The sequence below is a fragment of the Paenibacillus sp. 1SOY10 genome, assembly GCF_056836745.1.
The window spans coordinates 1,079,584-1,099,235 of the sequence record NZ_JBXENK010000001.1; the positions used below are offsets into that span (position 1 = coordinate 1,079,584).

The following is a 19,652-nucleotide window of genomic DNA, read 5'->3' on the forward strand; positions in this document are numbered from 1 at the left end:
TTTATTTGAACACCGCTTCCTTAAATGTGGCTAGCTTGCCCAGCGAATCCTTCTCTATGCCCTCATGCAAGCTGTCTCCGTGGGAATCCATGGTTACGATAGCTGCAAATCCATCAACCTCTAAATGCCACATCGCCTCTGGAACACCAAATTCCATAAAGTCGACACCATTCACCTTCTTGATGCACTCAGCATAATATTGTGCTGCTCCACCGATCGCATTCAGATATACGCCACCGTGCTCCTTGAGTGCAGCGAGTGTCTTGAGCCCCATCCCGCCTTTGCCAATCACGGCACGAATACCGAATTTCTTCATAATATCGCCTTGGTAAGGCTCCTCACGAATACTGGTCGTAGGCCCCGCAGCCTTCACATGCCAGCCTTCCTCATCCTTGAGCATAACGGGTCCACAATGATAAATAATTGCTCCGTTCAAATCCACCGGTGAATCGTGCTCCATCAAGTGTTTATGAAGCGCATCACGACCCGTGTGCATTTCACCCTTGATTATGACGACATCGCCCACGCGCAACTGGCGAATCTGCTCCTCGCTCACCGGCGCTTGCAGGACGATCTCCCGGCTGGAAGAGGGGGTCAGGTCGCTTGAAGCATCCACCTTTGCAGCTTGCCCATCCGTTGCTACTGTATCAATAGGGACGTCACTTCCCCGCTCATATAACCATTCCTGAATCTCTCCGGTGGATGCATCCACAGTTACTCCTTGACGGCGGAAAGCCCAGCAATTGTATGCAACCGACACGAAGAAGCTCGCTGGGAGACGGTGCATAACTCCTATTTTACAACCAAGCAAGGTCACCTTGCCGCCAAAACCCATCGTACCGATGCCGAGCTGATTGGCTGCTTCCAACACATACTTCTCCAACCGGTTCAACTCGGAATTAGGGTTCGTATCATCCACTTTGCGAAATAGCTGCTGCTTGGCCAGCTCATAACCCGTTGTCCGGTCCCCGCCGATTCCGACGCCTAAAAATCCGGCACTGCAGCCTTGTCCCTGTGCCTGATAGACCGCATGCAAAATGCACTTTCGGATTCCGTCCAGATCCCTCCCGGCCCGACCCAGTCCTTCCATCTCAGCAGGTAAACTATATTGAATATTCTTGTTCTCGCAGCCGCCACCCTTAAGGATGAGGCGCATTTCCACAACATCCTGTTCCCACTGCTCGAAATGAATCACCGGTGTGCCGAGCCCCAAATTATCTCCGCTGTTCTCGCCGGTCAAGGAATCCACGGAGTTAGGCCGCAGCTTTCCTTCCTTCGTGGCTCTCTGGATAGCCGCATGAATTCCCTTCTTCAGTTCAAGTTGATTCACGCCTACCGGAGTATGGAGGATAAAAGTGGGCATTCCTGTATCCTGGCATATCGGCGACACTTGATCTTCTGCCATCTTGATATTCCGTGTGATCGTCGACATGGCCAATCCTGCTCGCGTTGCTTGGTTCTCCAGCGCCTGCCCCCGATTAACCGCGCGGCGTACGTCTCCCGGTAAATGAGTCGAAGTTTCCACAATTAATTGGTACGCGCTTTCCTCGAATTGCTGCATCATCCAAACAATCCCCTCTCTATGTTTATCTTCCATGTTATAAGCATCTGCTCTTTATAAAATAGCCATATCGTCTTTGACAGATTTATAATAACATAAGAAGCGGTGGGCGTTGACCCCTTCTATTCAAATGAGTGCTAAAGCGAGGTTAATCTCTTATGAGCTATCACTTCTCAGCATACATGTACCGCCTGCGCTCCATCTCACGTTGGAGCCTGATGCGCAGTACCGCTCCCGATAATGTGGCCGAACACTCCTACCATGTTGCCCTGCTCTCTCATCTCCTCTGCGAGATCGGCAACTCTCTGTTCGACCGGAAGTTAAATGCGGAGCGAGCGGTCACCCTGGCCCTGTTCCACGATGCTACGGAGGTATTCACCGGAGATATTCCAACACCGGTGAAGCATCATAACCCCCGGCTCTTGGCCAACTTCCGTGAGATGGAACAAATTGCCGCCGAGCGACTGTTGTCCATGGTCCCTCCCGGTCTGCATGAAGCTTATGCTCCTTTGCTATCGCCAAATGAGCCCTCGGCAGCTTCTGGTGATGCCGAACTGATGTTGTACGTCAAGGCAGCAGACAGCCTTGATGCCTATCTAAAATGCGCATGGGAGCTTGCTGCTGGCAACCGGGAATTCGCCGTAGCCAAGACACAGCTTCTTGACAAGCTGAACCAGGTCAATCTTCCCGAGGTTGCTTATTTCCTGGAGCATCTCGCTCCAAGCTTCGAGATGACTCTGGATGAACTGTCAGAGACAGAGCCACCCCTTGGCGAGTAATGCTTAATACTGCTCTCAAGCGACAAGAACCCCCGGCACAAATCAATTGTGCCGGGGTTCTTATAAGGTTAAATCGTACCCAGGGTCTACTAACCGTTGATGATTTCCCCACCATTGATATGCAGCACTTGGCCGCTCATATAAGAGGAGTCTTCGCAAGCCAGGTACACATATGCCGGAGCGAGTTCTTCCGGTTGTCCTGGACGCTGCATCGGGCTATTTCCGCCAAACTCGGCGACTTGCTGCTTATCAAATGTGGACGGAATTAGCGGAGTCCAGATGGGACCAGGAGCGACCGCGTTCACGCGAATCCCCTTGCTCCCGACCAAATTCATGGACAAAGAGCGAGTGAAGCTTACGATAGCTCCTTTGGTTGCTGAATAGTCCAGCAGTTCTTCGTGCCCTCGATAAGCGGTGACAGAAGCCGTATTAATAATAACGCTGCCCTTCTTGAGATGAGGCATTGCCGCTTGTGTCAGGTAGAACATAGAGAAGATGTTGGTACGGAACGTCTTCTCTAGCTGCTCTGATGTTATTGCCGTTATATCCTTCTGCGGATGTTGCTCCGCCGCATTATTCACCAAAATATCAAGGCCACCCAGTTCCTTCACGGTCTGTTCCACGGCCTGGGCTGCAAAGCTCTCATCTCCGATATCCCCGCTGATGAGCAAACATTTTCGCCCTTCCTCCTCGACTTCCCGTTTAACCACCTCAGCGTCGCCATGCTCGCTCAAATAGACAATGGATACATCCGCACCCTCTTTGGCGTAAGCTACGGCTACGGCTCGGCCAATCCCGCTATCACCGCCGGTAATCAGCGCCACCTTGTCCTTCAGCTTGCCTGCGGCCTTATAGGAGCCTTCAAACACCGGTCTTGGATTCATATCTGATTCAATACCGGGCTGCTGATTCTGGTGCTGGGGAGGCATCGTCTGCTTGCCTTGTTTACTTTGCGTCATGTAAGTCATCCTCCTTGCTATTAAGGTATCGGTCGTTTCAAAACAACCTTACCCATATTAGGATGACCTGACCCCCTAACCTTATCCCTAGCTGCTATGCTTCGATCCCAAATCGTTCATAGAACCAGGCATCATCGTGAATTCTTCTGCTGGAGTAATTCTCCCGTTGTGTTCTGGTTCGTTCTCTCAGTTCGTGAATTTCACTGGCCCAACCGGAAGGGACTTCTTGTACCAATGTCTCGCAAGCAGAAATCAGCGAGGATCCAAAATGTAAATAGGCCAGCGTCAGCAAGTCCCTTCCCCATTTCTCCCTGCTATCGTCATAGGGGAAATTCTTGCGCAACACCTGCACCAGCGTAACCTCCCGAACCAGGCAACAGGTCCCCCCAAGCAGCCAGATTCGCAAAGAGAACTCTGCCGTCTCCATCTCCTTGCCAAAGAAGTCTTCCTCCAGCCCCCCGAGCTCTTGATATTTATCCCGGCTGATCGCAAAGCATTCCCAGGATAACCAAGGAATCTCTCCCCGCTCCCCTTGTGGTGCCGGATATCGCCGGATTCGCCCAAGCAGCCCCTTGGTTTCCTGCTGCTCGACATGCTGGGAATGGGAATGCTCACTACGGACAAATAACGGAGATACACTATCGGCCTCTCCCGAAAACAGAGGCGCGAGCAGCCGCTCCATCCAGTGATCCTCATAATACAAATGTGAACCACAGAAGATCAAATACTTCCCGCAGGCATGAGCAGCCCCCAAATGACGGGCCGAAATCCCCGGCTCCCCCTTGATTCGCTTCACCGGATGATCAAATCGATAATTCATAAGAAAGTCACAGCATCCGTCCACCGATCCCTCATCGACGATAATGACCTCGTAAGGCAATACCGTCTGAGAAACCTTCAATGATTCCATCGTAGTGTACAAGTCGATACCATGATTTTTTACAGCAATAATAATCGATACGTAAATAGATTCGGCAGGCATTATACTTCTCCTTAAATTTGGATATAAATATCAATCAAATACAAAAAAGTAAATCACATGGTTCCATAATAACCCAATTCATACTTTCAGTAAAGAAAAACAAAACCTGTAGTTTATTATCTTTCCTTCCGCTTCTCACTAAGGTAAATACAGGAGGGGTGTTATGGACTACGAGGCATTAGGAAAAAGACTGCGTCAAGAACGACATAAAATGCACTTGACCCAGGAAAAACTGGCCGAGCGAATCGAGGTTTCGGACGCCTATATTGGACAAATTGAGCGAGGCGAACGCAGCTTGTCGCTAGAAACGCTCATCAAGTTGGCCAATCAGTTAGGGGTTACCGTTGATTACTTGCTCCATGATTCTATTGAAATCAGTGATGACCATTTCTTAAACCAGGTTCAACAAATTATGATAAACCGTTCGCCAAAAGAGAAACAGTTGGCGCTGGACATCATGAAGCTCATGTTCACCCACCTGGATGAATTACAAAATGTGGAACAAGACCCTGCTACATAGGGCTTTGCTTGCTTGATAGCATGGCAAAAAACACGACCTGCAAGGCTAATAGCCCTGCAGGTCGTGTCCATTTATCAGCTTGTCTTAAATTAGATAATGGTGCTAAACACCATAAAGAACGAAATCAGCAGGACGGTTACAGACAACAACGCGCTTAGCGTACGAAGCTTACCTTCCTCTGCGGTCACCGACTTATTCTGGCGAATACCTTCCAGTATTAAGCGAAGCGGCTTCCCCATGATTCCGCTAAAAGCCCCGATGGCCAGAAACAACACCACGATGACAATCATCCACGGTACCGAATATTCCCCTTTGCCAATCAGATATCCCCCGGTCAGGAGTTGAACCACCAAACCGATTTGCGCGTATCTGTTCAGAGAACTGACAGCCGATACGGTTCCTTCCCGAGCAGCCAATGACAATTTGCCAATACGTCCAAATACGAACGGGAGGAACAAATAAAATCCTAATGCCAAAGCTCCGATGATGTGCAAAAAAATCATGACTTGGTACATGAACATAGCCACCCTTTCAACGTCAATTAGATTTATTATAATCTATTATAGCTTTGGAGGGAAATAAAAGAAATTCGAATGAAAAAATCCTCCCCGACAAGTCAGGGAGGAACGATATAAACGGAGTTTAACCCTTAAGGCACTTACATATTCTTAATGACTTGATCGGCAAATTCCGAACATTTTACTTCGGTCGCACCTTCCATTAAGCGCGCAAAATCGTAAGTTACCGTTTTGTTGTTGATCGAAGCTTCCAACCCTTTGTAAATCAATTGGGCTGCTTCATGCCATCCCAAATGCTCAAGCAACATAACGCCAGACAGGATCACAGATCCCGGATTTACCACATCCAGGTCGGCATATTTAGGTGCTGTGCCATGAGTAGCCTCGAAGATCGCATGACCGGTGACATAGTTAATGTTGGCTCCCGGTGCAATTCCGATGCCCCCAACTTGCGCAGCCAGTGCGTCAGACAGGTAATCACCGTTCAGATTCAGGGTGGCGATGACTTCAAAATCGGTAGGACGCGTCAATACTTGCTGCAAAGCAATATCCGCAATGGCATCCTTCACGATAATTCTCCCGGCTGCTTCCGCCGCTTTCTGCGCTTCATTAGCCGCATCTGCACCGGATTGCTCCTTAATGCGGTCATACTCAGCCCAAGTAAATACCTTGTCGCCAAATTCCGCTTCTGCAACCTCGTAACCCCAGTTCTTGAAGGCACCTTCGGTGAACTTCATGATATTGCCCTTGTGTACGAGTGTGACGCTCTTGCGGCCGTGCTCGATAGCATACTCCACCGCTGCGCGAACCAAACGCTTGGAGCCTTCCTCCGATACTGGCTTAATACCAAGACCGGATGTCTCAGGGAAGCGAATTTTTGTAACTCCCAGCTCATTTTGCAAGAAGGCCAGCAATTTCTTCACTTCATCGGAGCCTTCCTTATATTCAATACCAGCGTAGATGTCTTCTGTATTCTCGCGGAAAATAACCATATCCACGAGTTCAGGACGTTTCACCGGCGAAGGGACACCATCGAAATAACGAACCGGACGCAAGCATACATACAAATCCAATTCCTGACGAAGCGCCACGTTCAGCGAGCGAATACCGCCGCCAATCGGCGTAGTGAGCGGCCCCTTGATGGCCACAATATATTCGCGAATCGCCGTCAGCGTATCCGCCGGCAGCCATTCCCCGTATGTATTGAAGGCCTTCTCACCAGCAAACACTTCATACCAGGCAATTTTCTTCTCACCGCCGTAGGCTTTCTCCACGGCGGCGTCCAATACACGCTTCGATGCTCTCCAAATATCGCGGCCGGTACCGTCACCTTCGATGAAAGGAATCACCGGATGGTTAGGCACTTGCAATTTTCCGTCCTGAATCTCAATCTTTTCGCCTTCCGTAGGAAGGGAGAATTTTTCCAATTTCAACATATTAGCGGTTTCCTCCTCATTCACACAATTTACTACGTCTCACGGTCTCCATTTTAACACAATGTTCCTTGGAGATGCCGCAAATAGCTGCTTATCTAAGTTCGATAGGAATAAATCGCTGGTTAGTCACCCCGGTGTACTCTGCACGCGGACGAATGAGACGGTTATCCTCCAATTGCTCCAGGATATGTGCCGTCCATCCCGATAAGCGACTGATAGCAAAGATAGGGGTGAACAAATCGCGTGGAATACCCAGCAAAGTATACACCGATGCCGAATAGAAATCCACATTGGGCTTAAGGCCCTTTTGGCTCGTTACAAGTTCCTCCACCTTAACGGAGATATCATATAGAGTGGTATCACCCTTCAGTACGCTTAACTGCCGGGACATCTTCTGCAAATGCTTTGCCCTTGGATCACCCTGTTTATAGACCCGGTGACCAAAGCCCATAATCTTCTCCCGGTTAGCCAACTTCTGCTTGATATAAGGCTCGGCTTGTTCAAGAGTACCAATTTCCGCGAGCATATTCATGACCGCTTCGTTCGCTCCCCCGTGCAGCGGCCCCTTCAAGGTACCGATCGCCGAAGTAATTCCCGAATATATATCTGACAAGGTTGCAATCGTTACACGGGCAGAGAAGGTAGAAGCGTTAAGCTCATGATCTGCATGAAGCACAAGCGCTTGATCCAAACCACGAATAGCAATTTCGTCCGGCTCCTCCCCGGTTAACATGTACAGGAAATTATGAGCAAGGGACACCCCGGAGAGCGGGTGTACGGGTTCTTTCCCCTCACGGATGCGAGCAAACGCCGCAATCAGAGTAGGAATTTGAGTCTGAAGCTTGATGGCCTTCAGTTGATTGCTTGCTGGGGAGTTATCATTTGCGCTCTCATCATACAACGCAAGTGCAGATACGGCCGTACGAAGCACTGCCATGGTGTTGGCATCTGCCGGATACAATTTCATCTGCTCAAGTACCGCCTCCGGAACTGCAGCATAGTCACTCAGTTGCTGACGAAGTTCCTCAAGCTCGGATACATTGGGCAATTTACCGTACCACAGCAAATAGGCCGTTTCTTCAAAGCTTGCACGTTCTGCCAAATCGTCAATATTGATGCCACGATAAGCGAGTACGCCATCATAAATGGAGCTGATCGAAGAGCTTGCCGCGACAATGCCTTCCAGGCCTTTCGTAGCTGTCATGATACACCTCTCCTTTGTTAACATTTTGTGAGCAAATACACCCTTGAAAACATTTTCAATTTAAAGGATTAGAAGGTTCAAAACCCACTTGCACGAGGCTCCTGAAAACGGAAGCAAGGCTATCACTGCTTACTTACCCATCATACTGGATTTGAAGAAGCATGGGAACCGCTAGAGCGGTGACGGCTACATTAAAATGTTTTATCACGATCATAAAGAATTTTTTTAAAAGAAATAGGATATGCAATGAAATATGTCACATTATTTAAAAAATGTCAGGAATGGAATACCCTCGGCGGACAAGTAATATCGTAGAAACAGGACATGTATTGCTAAAAGTGCGAGTTGAAAAAGTCGGGGATGTCGAATTTACTCCTTGAACAACTCCGTCCTGGAAAGACGACTTTTTGAACAACCTCTAAAATGCGAGTTGAAAAAGTCGGGTTTACAGGACCGAGAAGGTTGGATGAAGCTAGGGACTGAGTAGCGGAGCGTAGACAGATCTACGTGAGCAACGGAGGGAGCGGCTGAATTCAAGATTCGATGTCGAATTTACTCCTTGAACAACTCCGTCCTGGGAAGACGAATTTTTGAACAACCTCTAAAAAAGGAGAAATGCTCTGTGGATCACGTCATTGTCAAGCGCATCCTGCGCAGCAGTTGGATATGCGTTGTCCTTGCCGGAGCTTTCGTTGCCGTCTATTGGCTCCTCCCCTTGACTTATCCGTTCCTCATTGCCTGGCTTATCGCCTACGCCATGAATCCCTTTGTTCTTTGGCTCCAGCAACACGCCAGATTGCCTAAATGGCTGGCTGTGACGGTATCTCTGTGCGTCTGCTTCGGAAGTGCCGTCATCGTGCTGTCCGCCGCCTTAACCCGTCTGGTGAAGGAACTTATCCACCTCACTGAATCCTTCGACCTTCGTATCGCCGAATGGAGGGGCCTGTTCATCTCCTGGACTCAAAGCGAGAGCATTCAATCCATTATGGCAGAGATCAACCGATTCATTGCGAACAATCCGGGTTATGAGAATACCATTCACAAGAATATTGACAATACCGCCGAAAAAGTAGGCGTCTTCGTCTCCCGTCTGGTCAATCAAATTCTTGAATTTGTTGTAAATCTGATCTCTTCCCTCCCCCATCTGGGTATGATTGTCGGGGTCGTCTTACTGGCCACCTTCTTCATCAGCAATCATTGGGAGCGGAATATGCGCTTCCTCGCCGGAGCTGTCCCCACTGCCTTTCGCAGAACTGCGGGTGAGATCTGGCAAGACCTGCAACGGGCATTATCCGGATACCTGCACGCTCAATTCATCATGCTCTCCATCACAACCTTTATCGTGCTAATCGGACTGATCATTCTAGGCGTAGACTCAGCCTTCACCTATGCCTTGATCATCGGGCTGGTCGATTTGCTGCCTTACGTGGGACTGGGTACCATCATGATTCCCTGGCTTATTTACGCCTTCGCCTCGGGGGATATCACGCTTGGCATCGGACTTGCCATTCTGTACGGCGTCGTGCTGATTGCCCGCCAGATTATCGAACCCAAAGTGCTAGCCAGCAACGTCGGTCTGGAGCCTCTCCCAACCCTGATTGCTATGTTCGTTGGGCTGAAGCTCCTTGGAGTGCTTGGATTTATCGTCGGCCCCGTAACACTGGTACTGGTAAGTGCAGCCGTGCGAGCCGGGGTAGTCAGAGATTTGAAAAACTATATCACCCACGGACGTTTACGGTGAGTGAGCCCAACAAATCAATATTAGAAAGAAGCAGGACAGAAACGCACCGGTTCTGCTCCTGCTTCTTCTTGTACTTAATACGGAATGGACGCTCATCCCTTAAATGGAGCCAAGCACTCTCTACGCACCCATTTCACATCAACAGGAAATCCTCCCTATATTTCGGGCTATTCCCCATGAAATTGACCATTTAGCTGGAAATCCTCCCGCTAATCTGACTAAATTCACGGATAACTGCCGATTTCAAGCATTTTATAGGGAGTATTTCCCGCTATATCTGTGATATCCTACGATTATCTATAAATAACAGGACTTTTTCCCGCTAAGTTAATCGCACCCCAAGGATGAATGTTGCACACTAGTAGAGAGACTTACCTGCGAAAATAAGTGATGGTTCCGTCTTTCATTTTCTTGTTCACCCACTTCAAGAGTGGGAAACGATATAGCAAGCGAGTTAACGGAAACACCATGGTAAAACCAATAATATCGGTCACAAAACCGGGAATCAACAGCAACAAGCCGCCAGCAAATACACAAAGACCATCCAGCACCATACGTCCCGGTATTTGTCCGCTGCTCATTTGAGCTTTCGCATCTGCGAGCACTTTGCGGCCCTCGAATTGCATCATCAACCCACCGATAACGGAGGTTGCTAATGTCAGAAAGATTGTTTTGCCAACTCCCAGCATTTCGCCTACGACGGTATATCCCCAAAATTCCACAATTGGAATGACGACGATGAGAACGGCTATCCATTTACGCATATAAGGACTCCTTTTGAAAGCAACAATAGAATGTGATTGTTCCTGATAATTGTATTTTACCGCTTCAACGCCGGATAATCAAAATTCACGGTCTGGCTGCCTCGGCAAATGCTGCATACCACTCCGGGAAGACCTTCTTGAATTGAACAGGCTTGAAGTCTTCACGTCGCACTACGTAATGGGATGAAGATCCCTCCACGCATAACGTTCCTTCCCCATTGTATACCTCGTAGCCATATACCGTCTTGACTCCACCGTTGTCTACAATTCGGGTCTTAAGCAAGACGCTCTCCCCATATCTTATACCACGTTTATATTCAACCTTCATTTCGTGAACAGGGGAGATGTAACCGGATTGCTCCATATCAAATAGTCAAAGCCTAGCTGGCGAATCAGCGCTAACCTACCCAGTTCAAACCACTCCAGATAATGAGAGTGATAAATAATACCCATCATATCGTATTCAAAATATCTCGGCTCAATGGCCACTTCGCAAACCTGCATTCATGTCGCTCCCTTCCCGGAGTCTACGTGTTACTGCGTGTAATTTATAGGCAAAAAAAGCAATGGTTCCCGTCGCCGGGCATCCCATTGCCTTTTTATGATCGTCATGGACGATAGTCGTGTATATGCTTAATGATCGACTACTTGCGGATTTGTCCGATTTTGATCAGGTTCGTCGAACCGGAGCTTCCGAGCGGCACACCTGCGGACAGGACAACGAGGTCGCCTTCCTTAACCAGACCGGAGTCCAAGCCACCCTTCATTGCCTTGTCAAACATTTCATCGGTAGTAGCGGCTACTTCACCCTTGACTGGAGTTACTCCCCAGTTCAGAGCCAAGCGGCGCAGAGTTTGATCTGCTGTTGTTACCGCGATGATTGGCGCTTTCGGACGGTATTTGGATACCATACGAGCCGTATAGCCGGTTTCAGTCGAAGTAATGATTGCCTTGGCGTTCAGTTCCAGTGCAGAATTAGCTACAGCTTGGCTGATTGCTTCAGTAACCGTCGTTTGTTGAGCATTACTTTGCTTAATAAAGATTTCACGATATTCCAGTGCAGATTCCGCTTTTTCAGCGATGCGAGCCATCGTCAATACGGATTCTACCGGATATTTCCCGGCAGCCGTTTCACCAGACAACATGATAGCATCTGTACCGTCGAAGATTGCGTTCGCTACGTCACTGGCTTCAGCGCGTGTAGGTCTAGGATTGCGTTGCATGGAATCCAGCATTTGTGTGGCCGTAATAACCGGTTTGCCCACACGATTACATTTCTCGATCATGCGTTTTTGCGCCAAAGGTACATCTTCAGCAGGAATTTCCACGCCAAGGTCACCACGGGCAACCATCAAGCCGTCGGAAACTTCCAGGATTTCATCAAGGTTATCAACACCTTGTTGATTTTCGATCTTGGAGATAATTTGAATTTGTGTGGCGTTTTGCTTTTCAAGCAATTGACGAATTTCAAGCACATCAGCCGCTTTACGAACGAAGGATGCCGCAATAAAATCAATGCCTTGCTCGATACCAAACTGAATATCGTTAGCATCTTTCTCTGTGATGCCTGGCAGGGAAATATTCACGCCGGGTACGTTAACGCCTTTCTTGCTCTTGACAGTACCGCCGTTGACAATGCGGCATTTAATTTCAGTGCCTTGCACATCAACGACCGTCAGGCCAATCAATCCGTCATCGATCAAAATGGTCGAGCCCACTTCCACATCGCTAGGAAGCTCCTTGTACGTGATGGAAATGCGATCCTTGTCGCCAAGAATTTCTTCCGTGGTCAAGGTCAGGAATTCATCCTGCTCAAGCTCAATAGCTTCTTCCTTCAATTTGCCGGTACGGATTTCAGGACCTTTCGTGTCCAACAGTATGGCGATTGATTTCCCCAGCTCTGCACTCGCCTCGCGGATCGTCTTGATCCGGTTACCATGCTCCTCAAAATCACCATGGGAGAAGTTCAGACGAGCGACGTTCATTCCAGCCATAATCAACTTCTTGATGTTCTCTAACGATTCACTGGAAGGACCGATAGTACATACGATTTTTGTTTTGCGCATTTGGGTTTCCTCCGTTTTAAATAGTTCTCTCTGTATAGTCTTTTCCAACAACTAAATTTACTATAGTTTTGTCGATTTGTATAGGAAGTTTATCATAAATTAACGAACATTCTGTGGATTCTGCTTATCGGGGGTTATCCCAGAGCTCCATTATATCCTAATAAGGGCAGAAATAAACCGTGAAGCCCTCAATGCTCCGTGCTAACCGGAGCCTGTGTACGAGGATCGGCAGCATTCGACAAATCCGGTGCTTCGGATAGTTCTCCCGTAGCCTCTTCCTCCGGTATGGCCGCCACTTCAGCGATCTCCTCGGATTGTTGCGCAACGGGGGGTTCAGCCTTTGGTGCCACCGTAAACTTGCCGATTTTTCGGAACTTGAGATAACGGTCCTCTACCAGCTCGTCCGGATTCATCACAGACAATTCCTCAAGATGCCGCAGCAGTCCGCTTTTGATTGCCTCAGCCGTGGCTTCGTAATCCCGGCCTGCACCGCCGCGGGGTTCAGGAATGATCTCCTCGATCACTTCCATTTCGAGCAGGTCCTGAGCCGTAATCTTCATCGCTTCCGCAGCTTGATCAGCTTTGGAGGCATCCTTCCACAAAATTGAAGCCGCTCCGTTCGGCGAAATTACGGAATAGATCGCATTCTCCATCATGAGTACACGGTTGCCAACGCCCAGAGCCAGCGCCCCTCCGCTACCGCCTTCGCCAAGAACAACACAAATGACGGGCACTCGAAGCATCGCCATATCCCGCAAATTGCGAGCGATTGCTTCCGACTGCCCTCTCTCCTCGGCCGTGATACCCGGGTATGCCCCCTTCGTATCAATAAATGTAATAATTGGACGGCGAAACTTCTCCGCCTGCTGCATCAGACGCAGCGCCTTACGGAAGCCCTCGGGATGGGCGCTTCCAAAGAAGCGGGCAATGTTCTCCTTCGTATCCTTGCCCCGCTGCTGCCCAATCACCGTTACTGGCATTCCCTCAAGCTTGGCCAATCCTCCAACAACAGCAAGATCATCGCCGAATACCCGGTCTCCGTGAAGCTCGATGAAGCCTTCAAAGATCAGGCTAATCATATCCAGCGATGTTGGGCGTTGATGATCGCGGGCCAGGTGCATCTTTTGGGAAGGCGTAATATTGCTATAGATCTCTTCCTCCAACTGCCGATAGCGCTCTTCCAAACGCGCGATTTCATCCGTGAAGTCAATCCCCTTCTCAGTGCCGAATTGCTCCAGTTCCTGAATCTTCTCACGCAGTTTCACAAGAGGTGTTTCAAAAGGCAATTCGCCCGCCATTTATTCCCCTCCCTTCACGCCGTGCAAATCTAGTAATTTAGCCAGCGTAGCTTTTATTTCCTTGCGGTGAACAACAAGGTCCAACTGTCCATGCTCCAGATTGAATTCCGCCGTTTGGAAATTGTCCGGGAGCTTCTGACGAATGGTCTGCTCAATAACAATTCTTCCGGCAAATCCGAAGACAGCCCCAGGCTCGGCCACAATAATATCGCCAAGCATGGCAAAGCTGGCCGATACGCCACCCGTGGTAGGGTCCGTAATGACCGAGATATACAGCCCTCCCTGCTCACTCAGACGGGCCAAAGCAGCGCTCGTCTTGGCCATCTGCATCAAGCTGAGGATACTCTCCTGCATCCGCGCTCCACCTGAGGTTGAGAAGATGATCATCGGCAAGCGTTTCTCTGTGGCCGCTTCCACCGCACGGGTAATCTTCTCTCCCACTACAGAGCCCATGCTGCCGGAGAAGAAGTCGAAGCTCATGACGGCCACAACAGCCGGGAAGCCCCCGATGGTCCCCTCTCCGGTCACTACAGCCTCCCGCAAGCCGGACTTCAGCGTCTGCTGCTCCAGCTTGCTGGCATAGCCCGGGAATTCCAGGGGATCGACGGAGATCAGATCTGCATCATATTCCTGGAAGCTACCCTCGTCCAGCGTAAATCGTATCCGCTCCAGCGCGTTCAGGCGCATATGGTGTCCGCAAGCCGGGCATACCTTGTAATTCTTCTCTAGCTCTTTGCTGTATTGAATGGAGCCGCAATGACTGCATTTATTCATCAGACCTTCCGGAACCTCGCGTTTTGGACGATCAGAAGACGCCGTATTGTCTTCGCTGCCGGTGCGCCCTGAAGGAATGGTCGCGTATTTTCTTTTTTTCTGGAACAAATCTTTGAACACAACTACACCTCTTCAGCCGTTTATTTATAGGCCTCATCTGTTGCAGCAGGATGCATTTGGCCTCCTGAAATCTGCCGTTCACGTATCTTGCCTAACTACATACTCAAAACTGTTCAAAAAGTCGAATTTTCAGGATGAAGCTAGTGACGTGAGTAGCGGAGTGTACGTAGTGGATACATGAGCAACTGAAATGTTTCTGCAAGAAATATACTACGGAAGCCTGCGCTTGGCACGGCTGAATTCAAGATTCGATGTCGAATCCACTCCTTGGACAACTCCGTCCTGGGAAGATGACCTTTTGAACTACCTCTTTTAAGGATGTAATATGGAATTTAATACTTCTTGTACTTCCTCCAGCTCCCCGGAGGGAACCAGAATCTCAAACTGCTGTTTGGATAAATTGACAGGACGTGTTTGGACAAGAAATCCTTCTTCCGTCAGTTTCGTTTTAATCATATCGGCAACCTTAGCGGTCGGCGCAATATATATGACAGTCCACATGCCCTTTTCAAAGCCCCCTAACCTCATCTTCGAGCCCGTATAATAGAGTAATGATAACATAATTTTCAAATTTCCCGCAACAAAGGAACCTCTTCCTGCGTGGGTTTAGGGTGCATATCATTGCCCTGTCAGGTTAATCCGCGGCCTTCGGTGGATCAACCGGAGTGTAGGTCGTCGCATTCTCATTCTTATGGGCAATGCGGGCAGACGCCGCAGCAGCAAGCCCTGCGACCAAATCATCGAGGAAGACGTGAATCCGCTCCCCTTTATTATTTAGTCTGCCAATGATTCCCGGCTTGACCTTGTCCAAGTAACCAAAGCTCGTCAGTCCAATCATTCCGAACACATTCGTAATGCCCAGTGCCAGCGTCTCGTCAACGCCATAAAGCGGCTCATCGGCATCCATGATAGCCTGAAGCGGCTCAGGAAGCAACCTCTGCTCCGCCAATTCATCCAGGGCGATACCCGTAAACAATGTATATTGAACTTCCCTTTTTTGCAATATGGCCATGACGCTTTCCCTGCACTGTTCAATAGTCAAGCCTTGATGATACGGGATTTGCAGCGAATACACAATACGGGAAATTTCCTCCAGTTCCACGCCCCGGCGAAGCAACCAGCTTTCAGCTAATTGATATGACATGCGCATCTTCCTCTCTTGGCGGAGCCACATTTTCCCACGATAATTGGCTTCTGTTCTACCGTGTTCCTAAGTGTATGCGCATGTCTGGTAAAATGTTCGTCAAAAAGCCCGTCCTCGCCGGTGAAGGCAGGAGGACAGGCTGACCTCTTTATTTAAGCTTGACCGTCTCCGGGCCAAGCATTTGCTCCATCTCGCGGAACAACGCCGGTGAAGGCTTGATGCTGTAGCGCTCGGTTAAAGCCAGCAGCTTGCCGGTGCTCTCGTAGAAGAGCACCGTCCCGACCGGCCCGTGATGCTGCTCCAGCAGCGTCTTGAGCCGGTCGAGCAGGCGCGCGTTCTCCGCCGCGGCCGTGATCTTGATGAAGACGCGCTGCTGCGCCGTCTTCTGCGTACTGCCCGCGCCGGATGCCGTCGCTGCGGCGCGTACAGCCCCGCCGGCGCTCGCTCCGGCCGTGCCCCGCCCGCGGGTCAGGCCACGGCGAAGCTGCGCCAGGCTTTGCTCGCTCAGCGGGGCCACTTCGTCGGCCAGCAGCTTGAAGCCCTCGTCCTGTAACTGGACGGTGGCGCGCAGCGCGAGCAAAGCCCCCTTACGGACCTGAGCGGCCGAGCGCCGCCACACCTCAGGGAACAAGACCACCTCGCAGCGCTCAATCTGGTCTTCGAGTTCCACGAAGGCCATCGCCTTGCCCTGCTTGGTCGTAATCGCCTTGACGGAGACGACCATCCCCGCTACCACGGTACGGCTCTCGTCAGCAGCCTCGGCCAAATCCATCAGCCGTTCCACGCCCGCTCCCTCCAGAAGCTCGCTGAAATCGTCCAGGGGGTGCCCGGACAGATACAGGCCCAACAGCTCACGTTCCAGATCAAGCTGCTCTCCGGCAGTGAACTTCGGAATATCAGGGTATTCAATCTCCCAATTCGGCGACTCCACAAAATCAAAGAGCTGTATTTGCAAATCATCCCGCTCCTTGCGCCATTTCAGGGCTGCATCCACCGTTTCATCCAGCATAGCAAGCAGTTGGGCCCGATGCCCAGGTAGCGAGTCGAAGGCCCCACCCTGAATCAACGATTCAATGACCCGCTTGTTGCAGGTTCTTAAGTCAACCCGCCGGCAGAAATCGAGCAGGCTGTCAAAGGGACGCTCCTGTTGTTCACGGAGGATGCTCTCGATGGCCTGGGTACCCACGTTCTTGATTGCTGCCAGCCCAAAGCGAATGACCCCCAGACGGCTACTGTCACCTGCTTCACCTGCCGACATAGAACCTTCTCCGGCCTGTGCTTGTGGCGTGAACAACACCTTGCTCTCATTCACGTCCGGCGGTAGCACGACAATGCCCATTCTACGGCACTCTACAATATATTCCGCCACCTTCCGGTGGCTGCCCATCACGGCCGTCAGCATGGAGGCCATGAATTGCACAGGATAATGTGCCTTGAGATAGGCGGTCTGGAACGCCAGTACGCCATAGGCGGCGGCATGGGCCCGTGGGAAGCCATAATCGGCAAAGCGTACGATCATATCGTATACTACATCGGCCTCCGCCTCTGTATATCCTTGTTGCTTGCTTCCGCTAACAAAATGCCCGCGCTGTTCATCCAGCACTTCACGTTTCTTCTTGGATACAGCTCGCCGCAACAGATCGGCTTCACCCAGCGAGAAGCCCGCCATCCCGGAGGCAATCTGCATAATTTGCTCCTGGTAGACGATGATGCCGTAGGTATCCTTAAGAATAGGTTCCAGATCGGGATGTGGATACTCCACGCTGATCTGCCCATGCTTACCGGCGATATATTTAGGGATGAACTCCATGGGCCCCGGACGATACAAGGCCAGCAGAGAGATCAAATCCTCAAACACCGACATTTTCATTTCCTTCAATACCCGGCGCATTCCCGCAGACTCAAGCTGGAATACTCCTGTCGTCTCCCCGCGTCCCAGCATGTCATAGGTAAGCGGATCATTATCGGGAATATCCCGAAAGTCCAGCTTTCCCCCGGTCTGCTCTTGAATCCAGTGCATAGACCGCTCAATAATCGATAAGGTGCGCAAACCGAGAAAATCCATTTTCAGCAAGCCGATCGCTTCCAGATGCTCCATGGAATATTGCGTCAGTGCGATCTGCTCACCACCGGCCTGAAGCGGAACGGCATCCGTTAGCGGGTCACGAGAAATCACAACGCCGGCGGCATGGGTCGAGGCGTGGCGCGGCATGCCCTCTACCTTCTTCGCCATGTCCAGCAGTCCCTTGACCCGTTCGGAAGACTCATACATCGCCTTCAAGTCAGGGCTTTCTTTCAAGGCACGCTCAATGGTCATCCCCAAATTTCCCGGTATCAGCTTCGCAGTCTTGTCCACCTCGCCGAAGGGTACATTTAGCGCACGGCCCACATCGCGAACCGCCGCGCGCGCCGCCATCGTCCCGAAGGTAATGATCTGCGCCACATGCTCAGTTCCGTATTTCTGGACCACGTAAGCAATAACCTCGTCCCGGCGTTCATCGCTAAAGTCGATATCGATATCCGGCATCGTAATCCGTTCGGGATTCAGGAAGCGTTCAAACAAGAGATTATACTTCATCGGGTCAACGTCGGTAATCCGGAGCACGTAAGCTACCAGGCTACCTGCAGAAGAGCCCCGACCCGGCCCGGTTGCAATGCCGCTCAGGTGGGCAAAGGCAATAAAATCCCAGACGATCAGGAAATAATCGGAAAAGCCCATCCCCGCAATGACGCCAAGCTCATAATTTAGCCGCTGCTCCAGGCGTTCCCGCTCGGACGGGTCCTCCCAGGTGGTCAGATGGCTGTAACGGTCAGCCAATCCCTTCCGGCACAGCTCTAGCAAATAGCTCTCGGCGTCAAGGCCTTCGGGAATGGGACGGTACGCAGGCAAGATATGGTGGTCAAAGGCAAGCTCCAGATTACAGTGCGCAGCAATAACCTCCGTATTGGCATAGGCGCTTGGCCATTGAGGAAATAACGCCGCCATTTCCTCAGCGCTCTTGAGATAAAGCTGGTTGGTGTTCATCTTGAGCCGCTGCTCATCATCCACGGTCTTGCCCGTCCCGATACAGATGAGTACGTCTTGAACCTCCGCATCGGCGGCACTCAGGTAATGCACGTCATTTGTCACAACCAACGGGATTCCGGTCTCCTCGGCCAGCCGAACGAGCTTGGGATTCACCTTCTTCTGCTCCGGCAGACCGTGGTCCTGCAATTCAAGGTAGAAATCATCCCCAAAGGCCTCACGGTAACGCAAAGCAGCGCGCTTTGCTTCCTCTTCGTGACCACGCAGCAGATGGAATGGCACCTCGCCGCCGAGACAGGCACTCAGACAGATCAAACCCTCGCGATGCTGGCTCAGCACCTCCCAGTCAATGCGTGGCTTGTAGTGAAATCCTTCCAAATGACCGATGGAGCACAGCTTCATCAAATTACGGTAGCCGACCTCGTTCTTCGCGAGCAGAATTAAATGATGAATTGGCTGGTCCTGACGGCTGCCCCGCTCCTTGCGCGAGGCTGAGGTGAAATAGGCCTCACAGCCAATAATGGGCTTGATGCCGTACTTCTTGCACAATTTATAAAAAGGAACCGCGCCGTACATTACCCCGTGATCTGTGAGAGCCAGTGCCTTCATCCCGGACGCGGCCGCTTTGGCTACAAGCTCTTCAAGCCGTGCCGCGCCATCCAGCAAGCTGTATTCGCTGTGTACATGCAGATGAACAAAGCCGTTCATACGGACGATCCCTCCTCTCTATAATCAATTCACTTTCTGGTGCACTTCTATCT

At 50.6% G+C, this 19,652-nt stretch carries 18 protein-coding genes; 3 read left to right on the forward strand and 15 right to left on the reverse strand.

Annotated features, from left to right (window positions below; genetic code table 11):
* Position 1 precedes the first annotated feature (1 nt).
* Positions 2-1,561, reverse strand: a complete 1,560-nt coding sequence (locus tag AC1VOR_RS04990; protein ID WP_482616418.1) for a fumarate hydratase — start codon at positions 1,559-1,561, stop codon at positions 2-4.
* A 158-nt stretch (positions 1,562-1,719) separates the two neighbouring features.
* On the opposite strand from AC1VOR_RS04990, the gene yfbR reads away from it, so the two are divergent.
* Positions 1,720-2,340, forward strand: a complete 621-nt coding sequence (yfbR, locus tag AC1VOR_RS04995; RefSeq protein ID WP_482616155.1) for a 5'-deoxynucleotidase — start codon at positions 1,720-1,722, stop codon at positions 2,338-2,340.
* A gap of 89 nt (positions 2,341-2,429) precedes the next feature.
* Here the strand turns inward: yfbR and AC1VOR_RS05000 are convergent, their stop codons facing one another.
* Positions 2,430-3,299, reverse strand: a complete 870-nt coding sequence (locus AC1VOR_RS05000) for an SDR family oxidoreductase (protein WP_482616157.1) — start codon at positions 3,297-3,299, stop codon at positions 2,430-2,432.
* Positions 3,300-3,393: 94 nt separating this feature from the next.
* A complete protein-coding gene (locus AC1VOR_RS05005; protein ID WP_482616158.1) occupies positions 3,394-4,281 on the reverse strand; it encodes a glycosyltransferase family 2 protein in 888 nt (295 codons plus the stop codon).
* 163 nt (positions 4,282-4,444) lie between these two features.
* On the opposite strand from AC1VOR_RS05005, the gene AC1VOR_RS05010 reads away from it, so the two are divergent.
* Entirely contained in the window at positions 4,445-4,801 is a 357-nt protein-coding gene (locus AC1VOR_RS05010; protein WP_059054333.1) for a helix-turn-helix domain-containing protein, read from the forward strand.
* 89 nt (positions 4,802-4,890) lie between these two features.
* Here AC1VOR_RS05010 and AC1VOR_RS05015 read toward each other — a convergent pair whose 3' ends face one another.
* From AC1VOR_RS05015 to citZ, 3 genes are all read right to left on the reverse strand, one after another.
* Positions 4,891-5,316: a hypothetical protein gene (locus AC1VOR_RS05015; protein WP_482616160.1), complete on the reverse strand. Its 426-nt coding sequence runs from the start codon at positions 5,314-5,316 to the stop codon at positions 4,891-4,893.
* A gap of 143 nt (positions 5,317-5,459) precedes the next feature.
* Entirely contained in the window at positions 5,460-6,755 is a 1,296-nt protein-coding gene (icd, locus tag AC1VOR_RS05020; protein ID WP_059054337.1) for an NADP-dependent isocitrate dehydrogenase, read from the reverse strand.
* Positions 6,756-6,846: 91 nt separating this feature from the next.
* The gene (gene citZ / locus AC1VOR_RS05025; protein WP_482616162.1) at positions 6,847-7,959 is read right to left on the reverse strand and encodes a citrate synthase; all 1,113 of its coding nucleotides are present in this window, start codon (positions 7,957-7,959) and stop codon (positions 6,847-6,849) included.
* A gap of 622 nt (positions 7,960-8,581) precedes the next feature.
* Between citZ and ytvI the strand changes: the two genes are divergently transcribed.
* A complete protein-coding gene (ytvI, locus tag AC1VOR_RS05030) occupies positions 8,582-9,700 on the forward strand; it encodes a sporulation integral membrane protein YtvI (protein ID WP_482616164.1) in 1,119 nt (372 codons plus the stop codon).
* Positions 9,701-10,071: 371 nt separating this feature from the next.
* On the opposite strand, the gene AC1VOR_RS05035 is transcribed toward ytvI, so the two are convergent.
* The 9 genes from AC1VOR_RS05035 to AC1VOR_RS05075 form a co-directional block, all read right to left on the reverse strand.
* Positions 10,072-10,464 (reverse strand): FxsA family protein, encoded by a 393-nt coding sequence (locus tag AC1VOR_RS05035; RefSeq protein ID WP_482616165.1) that lies wholly within the window; start codon positions 10,462-10,464, stop codon positions 10,072-10,074.
* Positions 10,465-10,549: 85 nt separating this feature from the next.
* A complete protein-coding gene (locus tag AC1VOR_RS05040; RefSeq protein ID WP_482616166.1) occupies positions 10,550-10,828 on the reverse strand; it encodes an acyl-CoA thioesterase in 279 nt (92 codons plus the stop codon).
* Entirely contained in the window at positions 10,789-10,968 is a 180-nt protein-coding gene (locus AC1VOR_RS05045; RefSeq protein WP_482616168.1) for an acyl-CoA thioesterase, read from the reverse strand. The genes AC1VOR_RS05040 and AC1VOR_RS05045 overlap by 40 nt, the downstream gene beginning before the upstream one ends.
* A 140-nt stretch (positions 10,969-11,108) precedes the next feature.
* A complete protein-coding gene (gene pyk / locus AC1VOR_RS05050) occupies positions 11,109-12,530 on the reverse strand; it encodes a pyruvate kinase (protein ID WP_482616170.1) in 1,422 nt (473 codons plus the stop codon).
* Between the two features lie 188 nt (positions 12,531-12,718).
* Entirely contained in the window at positions 12,719-13,828 is a 1,110-nt protein-coding gene (locus tag AC1VOR_RS05055; protein ID WP_482616172.1) for an acetyl-CoA carboxylase carboxyltransferase subunit alpha, read from the reverse strand.
* A complete protein-coding gene (gene accD, locus AC1VOR_RS05060) occupies positions 13,829-14,722 on the reverse strand; it encodes an acetyl-CoA carboxylase, carboxyltransferase subunit beta (protein ID WP_482616173.1) in 894 nt (297 codons plus the stop codon).
* Positions 14,723-15,034: 312 nt separating this feature from the next.
* Entirely contained in the window at positions 15,035-15,223 is a 189-nt protein-coding gene (locus AC1VOR_RS05065) for a hypothetical protein (protein WP_059054354.1), read from the reverse strand.
* 133 nt (positions 15,224-15,356) lie between these two features.
* A complete protein-coding gene (locus tag AC1VOR_RS05070; protein WP_482616175.1) occupies positions 15,357-15,866 on the reverse strand; it encodes a phosphatidylglycerophosphatase A family protein in 510 nt (169 codons plus the stop codon).
* Between the two features lie 148 nt (positions 15,867-16,014).
* The gene (locus AC1VOR_RS05075) at positions 16,015-19,599 is read right to left on the reverse strand and encodes a DNA polymerase III subunit alpha (protein WP_482616177.1); all 3,585 of its coding nucleotides are present in this window, start codon (positions 19,597-19,599) and stop codon (positions 16,015-16,017) included.
* Positions 19,600-19,652 lie beyond the last annotated feature (53 nt).